Below are 12,732 nucleotides of genomic sequence, written 5' to 3'. Positions count from 1 at the left end.
TTACCGCATCCCTTCCATTAACTCGACGTACACTTTACCCGCAGCCAAATCAACGCGATGCACGACTTGGGGGATGTAGGGAATCAACAGGTCCGGTGTCCCAGCTTTAGCCACCACCCATACGTCGTTAGCCCCTGGGGAGAGGATCTCGCGCACGGTGCCCAGCTCTTCGCCGGTCTCTTCTTCAAGGACGGTTAACCCGATGATCTGCCGGTAATAGAATTCACCTTCAGCTAAGTCACCCTGTTCAGCGTCAGAAACAAAGAGTGTTTGCTTCTTTAGCGGTTCGGCGTCATTGATCGAATCGATGCCGACAAATTTCAACAGCATGAACTGCTTATGCGGCCGCGCACTTTCAACAGTGACCGGTGTGGCGGCTGTCGCAGCGGACTGGCCGACAACCAGCTGGCTGCCAGGTTGGAACCGTTCCTCGGGAAAGTCGGTCACGGTTAGGACCCGGACTTCGCCTTTGATGCCCTGGGTATTGACGATTTCGCCGACCCGGAATAATTGCGTCATTTTTCTCTGCTTTCTAAAACGTACTCAAATGTATACACATCTGATCTATGGTGGCACTTTAGATTTAGACCATTAAGAGTACAGTGTGTTTAGTCAATTTCGTAATTGCCGGCACCCCCGTCTGATTGGGATCAGACGAGTATGGAGCACACAATGCCGACTAGAAATCATCTCTGAACGGTTTCCCATTCCGGCGTAAGCCCCGCCACATACTGAATCAAGTTTTGCACAGCGTTATCGTCTCGGTCAATGACAAGACCGCACTCGTAACAGCGGTAAACGTCATGCTGGTGGTAAATGCTGTCGCCTTGAAGCGTCATCTTACCGCCATAGCTTTCCTTGGTTTTGATGCAGCCGCAGTTTGAACAGCGCTGCGTTGACGGGAAGAAACGATTGGCAATCACCAAATTGCGGTGATGCCAAGCTGCCTTGTACTCGATTGCTGTGCGCAAGCGGCGAAAGAGACCGCGCTGAAGACCTTTGACTTTCTTCCCGTCCATCATCATCCTGTGGACATCCAGATCCTCTAAACAGGGAACAGGATAATTCTTTATAATCATGTGGCTGAATTTGTGAATCAGATCATCCTGCAACGCATGTACCTGCTCATAGGCGCGGTTCATCTTTGCTGTAATCCGCTGATAGGTCTTGGACCGGTAGTCGCTGGGGTTTCTCCGCCGTTTCCGGTTTAGACACTTTTGGTAATATTTGATGCGTTGATGCAGCGCTGCCATGCGTGGTGTGAAGGTGTTGACGTCCCCGCCGTTCCAGCGGATATGGCCCACGTTCACATCAATGCCGACGATGTCCCAGGAGTCATAGAAAGCCGGATGTGGGGTATCTTCAACCAATACGTTGACACTGGCGTAGAACTTTTTCCCGCGCTTGGTTATCGTCACGGTTTTGATCTCGCCAGTAAAACGTAATTCTTCCGCCATCTTAATAGCGCTGAACCGATGGCTGGCTGCGTGCGGCCGATCCAAGGTCAGGTACTTGCCGGTAATAACCGCTCGATCCGTTGTAAAGCTTTGCTTGGGATCCCACTTATGATGGAACTTAGGCTTGTGAGCGTCCGGCATAGCGGGATTGAAGAAATTCTGCCAAGCTTGATGCAGCCGGTGGACAGCGGTTTGGAGCACTCGTGCTGAAAACTGATGCTGCCAGTCGGTTTTGTTCTTCACCAGCTCGTCTCGGACTTTGCATTCGCTAGGACGCAATTTCTTGTTTGCCATGTCTAATGACGCGTCATACATGTCATTCCATGCGGCCAAACCTTTGTTCCAGCAAAAACGGTTATAGTCCATCAGCTCAATGATGACCGTGGCCATCTCGGCGTTGGGATAGATCCGTATCTTGTGTGTTTTGATTGGCATTCGATTCACCTCCTTATATTTCAAGGATACCGAATCGAATGTGTGTTTGTCTCCTTCCGTGCTCGGCTGCTTCGAATCAAGATTCATCCAGAGAAGCTGTATTACGTGATAAAAAACGCCCAGGATCTTGATGGCCCTTGATTATCGATGCTTACATTTGATCCTTTAATCAGCAATCATTCCGCTCCTCCTTAATATTCAAAAAAACGGGCAGCCGCTTGGGCAACCCGCTCCATATTATGAATTCTGATCGACAATGTTCAACCGGACCCGCTTGTCGTAAGGGCTGCGGACGGAATAAACGATCGTGCGAATAGCTTGCGCAATGCGGCCTTGTTTGCCGATCACGCGACCGACATCGGCGTCGGCCACTCGTAAATCGAATTCCATGAAGCTCTCGGTCTCCCGGCGGTTGATCTGAATCGCGTCCGGTTCATTGACCAAAGGGGTCACCAGAGAACGAATCAAATGTTCGATATCTACCATACGCCTTACTTCTTAGCGAAACGGGCTTCGTGGTACTTCTTCATGACGCCTTGAGTCGATAACAAGTTACGAACGGTGTCAGAGGGTTGCGCACCCTTTTGCAGCCAGTCCATGATCTTGTCTTCTTCGATCTTCAGGGTCTTCGGTTCAGTCAACGGGTTGTAGTAACCAACTTCTTCGATGAAGCGGCCGTCCCGCGGTGAACGTGAATCAGCAACGACTAAACGGTAAAATGGCTTACGTTTCGAACCCATGCGCGTCAAACGAATTTTAACGGACAATGAATCCACCTCCTTGAGTTATTAACAGGGAATACTATATCAAGAAAACGACGGGCTGTAAAGAGGTTTTTCTTGACAGGGTAGAAATCTGCCTATTTATGCGTCTTAAACCGCTTCACGTTCTTCAGCCGCTTCTTCTTGTTCTTCTTCGTCTTGCGGGCCATGGAGCGCATGGCCATTTGGCCCAGCTTGCCTTGCACGCCGCCGCCGAACATGCCCTCCATGCCGCTCATGTTGCCCTTGGACATCTTCTGCATCATTTCCTTGGACATGTTGAACTGCTTGATCATCCGATTCACTTCTTGGACGCTGCGGCCGCTGCCGGCGGCGATCCGGCGACGCCGGGACGGGTTCAGCAATTCCGGCTGCTCCCGCTCTTGGGGCGTCATGGAATAGACAATGGCCTTCAGGTGGTCAATGTCCTTATCGCCGATATTCAAGTTCTGAGCAGCTGGATTATTGGCCAGACCAGGAATCATCTTCATTAAGTCCTGAACGGGACCCATATTCTGAATCTGGCCCATTTGATCCAGGAAATCATTGAAGTCAAAGGTGTTTTCCCGCATCTTTTCGGCCATTTTTTCAGCCTGGTTGGCATCATAGTCCTTTTGGGCTTTCTCGATCAGGGTCATCATGTCGCCCATGCCAAGAATACGGTTGGCCATCCGGTCGGGATAGAAGACATCCAGATCTTCCAGCTTTTCACCCTGCCCCGTGAACTTGATCGGTTTGCCGGTGACAGCGCGAATCGACAGCGCTGCCCCGCCCCGAGTATCGCCATCCAGCTTGGTCAGGACAACGCCGGTAATGTCCAATTGGTCATTGAACCCTTTGGCCACCTCGGTTGCGTTTTGCCCCGTCATGGCATCGACCACCAGCAGAATTTCGTCAGGGTGGGCCAACGCTTTGATCCGTACCAGTTCGTCCATCAACTGCTCATCGATCTGCAATCGGCCGGCGGTATCGATCAGGACGTAGTCGTTCTTTTGCAGCGCCGCTTGATCCAAGCCGGCTTTGACAATATCCACCGGATCGTGGTCGGTGCCTTGTTCAAAGACCGGCACATCGATCTGTTTACCCAGCGTGACCAGCTGATCGACAGCGGCCGGCCGATAAATATCCGCTGCAATCATCAGCGGGCGAGCATGTTCTTCGTTCTTCAGCTTCAGCGCTAACTTGCCAGCGGTGGTTGTTTTACCAGCCCCCTGGAGCCCGACCATCATGATGATCGTGGGGATATGGGGTGACTTATTCAGCGGGACCGCGGTGTCCCCCATGACTTTCGTCAGTTCCTCGTTAACAATCTTCAAGACTTGCTGCGTGGGAGTCAGGGAATCGAGGACGTCAGCGCCCAAGGCGCGTTGACGCACCGTGTTCACGAAGTCCTTGACGACGGTGAAGTTAACGTCGGCTTCCAGTAACGCCAGCCGCACTTCCCGCATCATATCGCGGACGTCGCTCTCGGTGATTTTCCCCTTTCGTCGTAATTTGCTGAAAGCATTTTGGAGTCGTTCAGTTAATCCTTCAAAGGCCAATGAAATCGTTCCTTTCTCGTTTAACGGGCCAGGTGCTGCTGCAGCGCAGTCACCAGCGTTTGGAGCTGTGTATCGGTCGGGTAATGAACCACCGCATACTGCTGCAAGGCCGTCGCCGCGTCATCCAACCCGGTATATTGGGCCAGCAGATGCAGCTTGGCTTCATATTCTTCCAGGAGCTTGCCCGTCCGCCTGATATTATCATACACGGCTTGACGAGAAACCGAAAATTCCTCAGCAATCTCCCCCAGGGACAGGTCGTCGGCGTAATACAGCTCGATGTAGCGGCGCTGTTTCGCCGTCAAGAGGTCCCCGTAAAAATCAAACAATTCATTCATCCGGAGCGTTTTGATCAGCTCCGCGTCATCATGGGCTTCCGTCATTGGACGATCAGTTCCTTGAACAGGCCGTAAACAAATTTATTCGGGTCAAAGTCGGCTAAGTCGCCCATCTTTTCGCCCAAACCGACCAGTTTCACCGGCAGATGCAGTTCGTTGCGGATGGCTAAGACGATGCCGCCCTTGGCGGAGCCGTCCAGTTTGGTCAGCACGATTCCCGTGACGGCAGTCGTCTTGGTGAATTCCTTGGCTTGATTCAAGGCGTTTTGCCCAGTGGTGGCATCCAGCACCAGCAAGACCTCTTGCGGGGCCTCTGGCAATTCCCGGGTAATGATCCGTTTGATTTTAGCCAATTCGTTCATTAAATTAACCTTGTTCTGCAATCGGCCGGCCGTATCCACCAGGACGATATCGGCCTGTTGCTCCTTGGCCTCGTGCACCGCATCATAGACGACCGCGGCCGGATCGCTTTCCGCGGGACCGGTCACCACCGGTACGTGAACGCGGCGGCCCCATTCCACCAGCTGTTCTGTGGCCCCGGCCCGGAAGGTATCTCCAGCGGCCAGAATCACGTGCTTGCCCGCCTCCTGGAAACGGTGAGCGAGCTTGCCGATGGTCGTCGTCTTGCCGGCGCCATTGACCCCGACGAAGAGAAAGACCGTCGGCGTCCCGTCGGTGGCAAAGTGCAGACTATTGTCTTCACCCTGGCCCGCATCGCCGTATAGATCAACCATTTTTTCCACGATAGCCTGGGCCACATCGGACTTCTTCTTCACGTTGCGCAGCTTGACCTCGTCCCGCAGTTCATCAGTGATCTGCATGGCGGTTTCAAAGCCAACATCCGCTTCGATCAGGGTCTCTTCCAGATCATCGAAGAAGGCATCGTCCACGGAACGGAAGCGGGCCAGAAAGTGGTTCAAGCGGTCGCCAAAAGAGGTCCGGGATTTGGCCAGACCTTTGTCGTACCGTTCTAGAGTATCCTCTTCAGTAGCCGGCGCCTCATCCGTTTCTGCTTCAGCAGAAGCCGCCTCGGGCACCGCCGCACTGGCTGAAGTTTCTGCCGACTCTGGGGCCGCAGACAATGATTCAGCCATTGATTCCGGCGCTGCTGAAACACTCGCCGCGGCCGACGCAACGGTTGAAGCCGATGCGTCGGTGCTTGATTCAGCCGCCGTACTGGCCGCACTGATACTGGCAGCCGCTGAGGCGCTGCTTTCGGCTGCACTCTCAGTATTTTCGGCACTCGCCGACGCGGCCGCCGATGCCTTTTCTTCTTCCGATTCGTGGCCGCCAAAGGCCTTGCGCAGGCGATCAAAAAGTCCCATGCTCACAAACAACTCCCTTATGAATTAGCGAATTCCTTCAATGATACAGACACCATCTTCGAGACCCCCGACTCCTGCATCGTAACGCCGTAAAGACGATCCGCGGCAACCATGGTGCCCCGCCGGTGGGTAATGACGATAAATTGCGTATGCTTCTGATACTGCTGCAGGAAGTGGGCAAACCGGTCGATATTGGCATCGTCCAGAGACGCTTCCACTTCATCCAGCACACAAAACGGTGCCGGCCGCACTTGCAGAATGGCAAACAACAAAGTGATGGCAGTCAGCGCCCGTTCCCCGCCGCTGAGCAGAGACAGCTGCTGCAATTTTTTACCCGGCGGCTGGGCCGTGATGTCTACCCCAGTGTGCAGCAAGTCATCGGGCAAGGTCAATGTTAACTCGGCCGCACCGCCGCCGAACATGATCGGGAAAATGCGGGCAAAGGCCTTGGCTACCGCTTGGAAGGTCGCCAGGAAGCGATCTGCTGCGGCACTATCCATTTCGTCCATCGTGGTTTCCAGCTGTTTCTTGGCGGCGAGCAAATCATCTTGCTGCTGCTGTAAGAAATCGGCCCGCTTTTGCAGCCGTTCCTGGTCGGCAATGGCATTCAGGTTCACTGGGCCTAACTCATCAATGCCCCGTTTCAGCAGTTTCACCCGCTTCTGCGTTGCCGGCAAGTCGAAATCCGCTGGCAAATCAGCCTGGACCGCTTCGTAGCTCAACGAGTAATCTTCACTGAGCGATGCCAGACGGGTGTTGGTCTGGTTTTTCAACCGGTCCACTGCCACGGCGACGTCTTCTTGCTCCGCCAGAGTCTGGTGACGCAATTCCTGGTCCCGATCCACTTGGGCTTGAGCGGCACTGACCGCACCGGCCGCTTTGGCCTTATCCTGCTGCCAGGTCTTGATCTGTTGTGAATAGTGATCGATCGCACCCGTCAGGTCGGTGATATCCGCCTGCAGCGCGGCCGTATCGATATGGCTCGTCGGCGCATCCTTAGCAGTTAAGAAATCCGTCAATTGCTGCACCTGAGCGATCAGTCCAGCTTGTTGTTCCTGGGCCGTGGCCACCTGCGTGTCCAGCCGGGCCTTGGTCTGGCTCAGCTGCATTTCCGTGTCCCGCAGGGTGCTGAGCCGCTCTGATTTCTCGGATTGAGACAGTTCGGCCGCGTTGATCTGATCAGTCACCGCGGCGGTCTGCTGCTTGAGTGCCGCCAGCTGATCGGTAACCCGCGCCAATTCAGTTTCCCGGTCCTGCTGCTCGCTCGTCAGCTCCTGGCGCTGCTGCGCTTGTCTGTCCTGCTGTTTCGCCAGCAGGCTGCGCTGCTGCGCTGCCAGGGCATCCTGTTCATGCAGCCGGTGGTTCTCCTCCTGCTGCTCAGCCAGTGTTGTCCGAAGCTGACTCACCTGAGCCTGCTGGGCTGTCCGGTCGTCGCTCAACCCCGCCAGTTTGGTCTGTAATTCCTTAATGGCACTCTGCCGCTTATCCAGTTCCGCGGACATTTGTTTGACCTGATCGGCCAGCTTGTCTGTTTCCGCCCGCCGGGCCAAGACACCGCTTTGGTTGCGCTTGTTGGCCCCGCCGCTCATCGAGCCGCCGGGGTTGATCAGGTCGCCGGCCAGCGTGACGATGCGGTACCGGTGCTGACTGGCCCGGGCAATCGCCACGGCTGTATCCAAATCTTGGGCGATCAGCAGCTGGCCCAGCAGATTATCAACAATATTGCGGTAGCGGTCCAGCGTATCCACCAAACTGCTGGCGACCCCGATAAACCCAGGCATCGTCTGCACAGTGGCCAGCACATTGGCGGGGATCCGGCGCGGCTGAATCACATTCATGGGCAAGAACGTCGCCCGACCGGCATGGGCTTGTTTGAGATAATTGATGGCTTGGGTGGCACTGCGCTCCGTGTCGACCACGATATTTTGCAACGCCCCGCCGGCAGCCATTTCGATGGCGGTCGTGTAATCGGCCGGTACTTTGATCAGTTCGGCTACTGCGCCGTGAATACTGGCCAGATGCGCTTTGTTTTGCAGCACCGCCTTGGCGCCGGCGTAGAACCCGCCATAGTCTTCGTTGATCTCCTGCAAAGACCCCAAACGGGCCTTGGCTTGTTGATAAATCTCCAGCGCAGCATACCATTGCTTTTGCCGCGCATCCAATCGCTCTTGACCGATTTGGTGGTTATGCTCGGTGCCCGCCAATGTTTCCTCCGCAACAGCCAAAGCCTGCTTGGCGGCAGATAAATCTTGATCGCTTTTGGCCAACGCTGCCGGTACTGCAGTGGCCACAGCTTCCAGCGGGGTATCTTCCCCCAGCCGAGCCAGCTGCTTCTTGATCTCACCAAGCGCGTTACGGACAGTTGCTTGCTGCTGCAGTGCGTCCACCGTTTGGGCGCGCAAGTCCGTTAGCTGCTGCTGCAGTTTGTCCTTGCCGGCATCGTCGCCGTTGGCCAACCGGTCTTGAGCAGTCTGGTTTTCAGCCAGCGCCGCGGTCTGCTTGGCCAATTCCGCCTGCTGGGTAGCCAGCGTCTTCGTCACCGCTGCCAGCTCAGCTTTAGCCTGGGCCAGTGCCTCTTGCTTCTCCGCCCGGGTCGACGCCGCGTAATCGGATTGCTGCTGGGCAAGCTTCAACTGACCGTTTTTCTGCTCCAATTGTTTGCTGTTGGCCAACAAGTCTTCTTGGGCAGCCGTCAAGCGCTCATCCAGCGTGGCGACTTCGTTTTGATTGGTCGCCAAATCAGCCTGACCGGCCTTGATAGCCGCCTCCAGCTTAGCTTGGGTCCCTTTCAATTCAGCCAAGTGGTCAGCTTGGGCCGCCTGCTGCTGGGTCAGCGTCGTGATTTCACCAGCCAGGACAAATTTGTTCAGCTTGTCATATTCGCTCTTTTGATTCTGGTAATCCCGGGCGATGGACGCCTGCTCGGCCAGCGGCGCCAGCTGCTCCTTGATCTCGTGGGTAATATCGAAGACCCGGTTCAAGTTGTCCATGGTCGTGGCCAGTTGGCCCTCAGCCTGTTTCTTCTGGACTTTATACTTATAAACTCCGGCAACCTCTTCAATCAGATCCCGCCGAGTCTCCGGCTTCGAGTTTAGAATTTCATCCACCCGTCCCTGGCCGATGATTGCAAAAGAGCCTTTGCCCAGCCCTGAATCCATGAACAGATCAGTAATATCTTTCAGCCGGCAAACCTTGCCATTGATGGCATATTCACTGGTGCCGTCCACATACAGCGACCGTTTGACCACCAGTTGGGGCAAATTGGACTTCAAGGCATGATCATGGTTGTCGAAGACCATCGTCACTTCCGCCATGTTGACGGCCGGGCGCAATTCCGTTCCGGCAAAAATCACATCCGCCATCTGATTGCCCCGCAGACCCTTGGCCGACTGCTCGCCCATGACCCAGCGCATGGATTCAGAAAGGTTGCTCTTACCGGACCCATTGGGCCCGACGATCCCCGTGATACCCGGCGAAAATTCGATGGTGGTCGTATCCGCAAAGGATTTGAATCCCTTCAGTTGTAGGCGCGTTAAACCCATGCTCGTGCGCATTCCCTTCTAAAATAAAACTACTGTGCCTGCTTAGCCTGCGCCTTCAACAGCGTCAAAGCCCTCTTGGCCGCGTCCTGCTCAGCCGCCTTTTTACTACGGCCTTCGCCCCGAGCCAGTTCCTGACCATCCACGGTCACGGCCACCGCAAACTTGCGCTCATGGGCCGGGCCTTCTTCATCGAGTAAACGATACTGAATCGCCACTGGGCCATTCTTTTGCAGGTACTCCTGTAAAAACGTCTTGTGATCGCTTGCCGCGGAAAATTCCCCCGCCGCAATCTTCGGAAACATGATCTGCTCCAAGAACTTCACGACCGCATCTTTGCCTTGGTCAAGATAAAGCGCACCGTTGAAGGCTTCAAAGGTATCTTCCTGCAACGTGTGCCGTTTGCGGGCACCAGACTGCTCTTCTCCTTTACCAAGACGAATATACTTGTCAAAATGGGCTTCCCGAGAAAACATCGAAAAACTCCGCGTGCACACACTCGCCGCCCGCAACCGCGTCAGCTCACCCTCCGGCCAATCCGGATAACGCTTGTACAAATACTCCGACACTGTCAATTCCATGACCGCGTCACCTAAAAATTCCAGTCGCTCATTATCCCGCAACCCCAGTTCAGGATGCTCATTCGCATACGACGAGTGGGTGAAAGCCTCATCCAACAGACGCAAGTTCTTGAACTCGATCCCGTACCGGTCGCGCAACTCAGAAACAAATGCTGCATCGACCATTCGTCTATTCCTCCTATTATCATCAGTAATTTTCAATGTTTCCATTATAAGGGAACGGGGAGCGGAAAAACAGGGGCGGAGGACTGAGAGGACACAAAAAGGCCCTGGTAACTAGACCAGGGTCTAAATTTAGTCTGTATTCAAACCTGGCAATGGCCGACGTACCACAAATCGATGCCAGAGTAAAAAGAATACGCCAACAACCAAACCAATAAGTAAACCGTAAACGTGGACATCATCCCCTACGTCCGCCGTCGGATTGATCAACCCACCAGTGATCACTGCCGATATTGCGTATGGAATGTTACGAAACACGAGAAAGTAAAATATGGCTTTGGTCCCTGTCGCAATATTCTTGGCGAAAACCGTTGATATTAATCCGGTCCCCAGTATTGCGTAGCCCATCCCGGAGGCACCGATACCCACGCTGAATGAGAGAGACACCCCTTCACTGCATGTCAAGGTCACGATTGACCGGATCAAAGACGCACCAAATCCACCGAGTAGGATAGCAAACAATGCCCGGCCATGTCCGAAAAATTGCTCAACAACGAGTCCACCAATGGCAACCCCAATCAAGTTTCCAACAAGATGGCCGATACTTTGTTGTAGAAACGAATAAATTAACATCTGCCTCACGGCTGAGCCAACTGAGTCAATCTCATTGGGTAATCCCAGCGATGCGAGTGCCTCACGGTTCACCATGTTGGACTGATCTAAGCCCCCACTAACGATTACTTCGATGACAAAAAAAGCAATGAGGACAACGTCCAAGCCGATTGTCACCCATGGAACAGACGGTAACTTCTTCAAAGCAACACGGCGAAGTTGCCGCTGCTTTCGCATGACTGCAAAGGCAGCGATACCGCCAGCGAGGATCATCGCTAAACTGAGCCAAGTCACAAAAGCAATCTGTGCATCAGTATCCAGCGGCAACGATCGCACTACCCACGAATAACCAATAACAGACGCGCTGGCCTGCAACCAGGCCGGACAGGATCGGCCTTGCCACACGCCAACGATTGAAATGCCCACCAGGACCAAGATCATCCATTGAAGCATAACGTATTGAAAATGATTAGCCACGCTAATGTATTGAATGATCGTATAAGTGCCACCTACGATCAAGAAAAACCGTCGATGGCCCAAGAAATGTTCTGAATAGGTTCCCAATGTCAAAATTCCGAAGAAGAATTCGGCCACAGTTGCTAATTCTCTGCCCGCTGGAAATAATAACGGCCCAACCAATGGCACCATTGTACCCAAGCGATAAGGGCTTGTCGTCTGGAAATCATTGGTTTTGCCAGTAAGCAACGCCAGCGCTGCCCAAGCCAGCAGGGCTAGACCCAGGTATCCCAAAGTCGCCCACGGCGGTACCGCCTTGAACCATTGCACTGACTGGAGCACGCTGTGTGCACACCATACGCCAAAGGCAGTGCCCGGTAACACCCGACTTAGGATCTCTGCAATGAGCCACACAAGACCAATCGTAACCAGCACCAGGGGCAAGAAGCCAAAGGCCGGTGGCCAAATAATCATCAACAGAAAATAACCGCCAACAAACACGGCCTCAATCCTTAACATCCGTTCATCCCAGATACGAGCAGTTAAAATTCCCTTAGTCTTTGTAGAGATGGGTGTCTGCTTGCCCGGGAGAGTACCCCGCACACTCTTGGTGGTCGTACCATCTGAACGATGATGGCCAGTTAGTTTTCGTTCAGCGGCAAGCAGGTCTTTCTCTGTTGCACGCGATACCTTCAACAAATGCCTTTCAAAAGCCATAGCCGTCCCCCCGATGAAAAGGTCCCCTTATAGGATCACTTTCCCGACCACAATATTATCCGAAAGGTACATCAGGGACAGGTGCTGGTGTGTTCAAATTAATAACATCAATCCAGTGGCCGCCCCAAATCAAAGTACACAGTATCGTGGCCAATCCGATCCACAGCGCCAAATTAGCGAAAAACGTCCATAACACATGCCCGCGTTTGGTATTCTGGCTAAGATAAACAAACATCCCAACGGAGCACGCTGGGAAACCAACGATTCCAACCCACACCAACACGGCAGTGGCCGCCCGGTCCAAAAGTCTAGTGACAGTCGGCCCAAGTGACGGATAAAATAGCATGATGCCCAGATAGGCAACAAACCAAACGATTGAAAAAAACTGCAGTCCAACAATCCAACGGTGTTTAGAAACCTGCGCCTGTTGCATGATGCTCTCCTCCTTAGAACTTCTTTCTAATACACATACCAATTTAACTTGACGCAACTATAGCACTTTGTAAGCGGTCGTTGACATAGGTATCGTGACCCGGTGCAGGCCTCCTTGTAAACTTGGTTTATCAAGTAAACAAGGAGGCCTTTCATGGTTCAAATCAAAGATATCGTGCCGATCCAGGTGACCGACCGGTCGCCGAAGCCGCTGGTCAAACCGCAGGTTGCGGCACGAGTGAAGCTCAAGGACGCCGAGGTCGTGTTTTACACCGGTGTTGACCGGGCAATTCTGCACGTGGTGCTCCAGGAGTTGACAGGCAATGTTCCCCAATATCCAAGAGCTTAACATCTATATCATTTGCGGAAAAACGGA

The 12,732-nt window shown here is 53.6% G+C and carries 12 protein-coding genes; 1 reads left to right on the top strand and 11 read right to left on the bottom strand.

The window, feature by feature from the left end; translation table 11 throughout:
* The 11 genes from rimM to H627_RS0102655 form a co-directional block, all read right to left on the bottom strand.
* On the bottom strand, positions 1 to 519 hold the full coding sequence (gene rimM / locus H627_RS0102705) for a ribosome maturation factor RimM (RefSeq protein ID WP_027827685.1): 519 nt from the start codon (positions 517 to 519) through the stop codon (positions 1 to 3).
* Between the two features lie 167 nt (positions 520 to 686).
* A complete protein-coding gene (locus H627_RS16710) occupies positions 687 to 1,892 on the bottom strand; it encodes an RNA-guided endonuclease InsQ/TnpB family protein (RefSeq protein WP_051225118.1) in 1,206 nt (401 codons plus the stop codon).
* Between the two features lie 237 nt (positions 1,893 to 2,129).
* Positions 2,130 to 2,378, bottom strand: coding sequence for a KH domain-containing protein (locus H627_RS0102695; RefSeq protein WP_027827684.1), 249 nt, complete (start codon positions 2,376 to 2,378; stop codon positions 2,130 to 2,132).
* Between the two features lie 5 nt (positions 2,379 to 2,383).
* The gene (gene rpsP, locus H627_RS0102690; protein WP_027827683.1) at positions 2,384 to 2,659 is read right to left on the bottom strand and encodes a 30S ribosomal protein S16; all 276 of its coding nucleotides are present in this window, start codon (positions 2,657 to 2,659) and stop codon (positions 2,384 to 2,386) included.
* A 92-nt stretch (positions 2,660 to 2,751) separates the two neighbouring features.
* Positions 2,752 to 4,194 carry a signal recognition particle protein gene (gene ffh / locus H627_RS0102685; protein ID WP_027827682.1) on the bottom strand — a complete coding sequence of 481 codons (1,443 nt, stop codon included), beginning with the start codon at positions 4,192 to 4,194 and terminating at the stop codon, positions 2,752 to 2,754.
* Positions 4,195 to 4,214: 20 nt separating this feature from the next.
* Positions 4,215 to 4,577 (bottom strand): putative DNA-binding protein, encoded by a 363-nt coding sequence (locus tag H627_RS0102680; RefSeq protein ID WP_027827681.1) that lies wholly within the window; start codon positions 4,575 to 4,577, stop codon positions 4,215 to 4,217.
* Positions 4,574 to 5,857: a signal recognition particle-docking protein FtsY gene (ftsY, locus tag H627_RS0102675; RefSeq protein ID WP_027827680.1), complete on the bottom strand. Its 1,284-nt coding sequence runs from the start codon at positions 5,855 to 5,857 to the stop codon at positions 4,574 to 4,576. Before ftsY ends, H627_RS0102680 begins: the two co-directional genes overlap by 4 nt.
* Before the next feature lie 17 nt (positions 5,858 to 5,874).
* The gene (gene smc / locus H627_RS0102670; RefSeq protein ID WP_027827679.1) at positions 5,875 to 9,399 is read right to left on the bottom strand and encodes a chromosome segregation protein SMC; all 3,525 of its coding nucleotides are present in this window, start codon (positions 9,397 to 9,399) and stop codon (positions 5,875 to 5,877) included.
* Positions 9,400 to 9,428: 29 nt separating this feature from the next.
* On the bottom strand, positions 9,429 to 10,142 hold the full coding sequence (gene rnc, locus H627_RS0102665) for a ribonuclease III (protein ID WP_027827678.1): 714 nt from the start codon (positions 10,140 to 10,142) through the stop codon (positions 9,429 to 9,431).
* A 129-nt stretch (positions 10,143 to 10,271) separates the two neighbouring features.
* On the bottom strand, positions 10,272 to 11,924 hold the full coding sequence (locus H627_RS0102660) for a rhomboid family intramembrane serine protease (protein ID WP_027827677.1): 1,653 nt from the start codon (positions 11,922 to 11,924) through the stop codon (positions 10,272 to 10,274).
* A 55-nt stretch (positions 11,925 to 11,979) separates the two neighbouring features.
* Positions 11,980 to 12,357 carry a hypothetical protein gene (locus tag H627_RS0102655; RefSeq protein WP_027827676.1) on the bottom strand — a complete coding sequence of 126 codons (378 nt, stop codon included), beginning with the start codon at positions 12,355 to 12,357 and terminating at the stop codon, positions 11,980 to 11,982.
* A gap of 153 nt (positions 12,358 to 12,510) precedes the next feature.
* Between H627_RS0102655 and H627_RS0102650 the strand changes: the two genes are divergently transcribed.
* Positions 12,511 to 12,705: a hypothetical protein gene (locus H627_RS0102650; protein WP_027827606.1), complete on the top strand. Its 195-nt coding sequence runs from the start codon at positions 12,511 to 12,513 to the stop codon at positions 12,703 to 12,705.
* Positions 12,706 to 12,732: the final 27 nt, after the last annotated feature.

The sequence above is a fragment of the Schleiferilactobacillus harbinensis DSM 16991 genome, from assembly GCF_000425885.1.
In the GTDB taxonomy this organism is placed as follows: Bacteria; Bacillota; Bacilli; order Lactobacillales; family Lactobacillaceae; genus Schleiferilactobacillus; species Schleiferilactobacillus harbinensis.
This window is presented reverse-complemented; position numbering and strand designations above follow the sequence as displayed.

What these genes read in the sequence shown, in the direction of transcription:
- rimM (WP_027827685.1), bottom strand. Translation starts at nt 519, where the DNA reads ATGACGCAATTATTCCGGGTCGGCGAAATCGTCAATACCCAGGGCATC.
- H627_RS16710 (WP_051225118.1), bottom strand. Translation starts at nt 1,892, where the DNA reads ATGCCAATCAAAACACACAAGATACGGATCTATCCCAACGCCGAGATG.
- H627_RS0102695 (WP_027827684.1), bottom strand. Translation starts at nt 2,378, where the DNA reads ATGGTAGATATCGAACATTTGATTCGTTCTCTGGTGACCCCTTTGGTC.
- H627_RS0102680 (WP_027827681.1), bottom strand. Translation starts at nt 4,577, where the DNA reads ATGACGGAAGCCCATGATGACGCGGAGCTGATCAAAACGCTCCGGATG.
- ftsY (WP_027827680.1), bottom strand. Translation starts at nt 5,857, where the DNA reads ATGGGACTTTTTGATCGCCTGCGCAAGGCCTTTGGCGGCCACGAATCG.
- smc (WP_027827679.1), bottom strand. Translation starts at nt 9,399, where the DNA reads ATGGGTTTAACGCGCCTACAACTGAAGGGATTCAAATCCTTTGCGGAT.
- rnc (WP_027827678.1), bottom strand. Translation starts at nt 10,142, where the DNA reads ATGGTCGATGCAGCATTTGTTTCTGAGTTGCGCGACCGGTACGGGATC.
- H627_RS0102660 (WP_027827677.1), bottom strand. Translation starts at nt 11,924, where the DNA reads ATGGCTTTTGAAAGGCATTTGTTGAAGGTATCGCGTGCAACAGAGAAA.
- H627_RS0102655 (WP_027827676.1), bottom strand. Translation starts at nt 12,357, where the DNA reads ATGCAACAGGCGCAGGTTTCTAAACACCGTTGGATTGTTGGACTGCAG.
- H627_RS0102650 (WP_027827606.1), top strand. Translation starts at nt 12,511, where the DNA reads ATGGTTCAAATCAAAGATATCGTGCCGATCCAGGTGACCGACCGGTCG.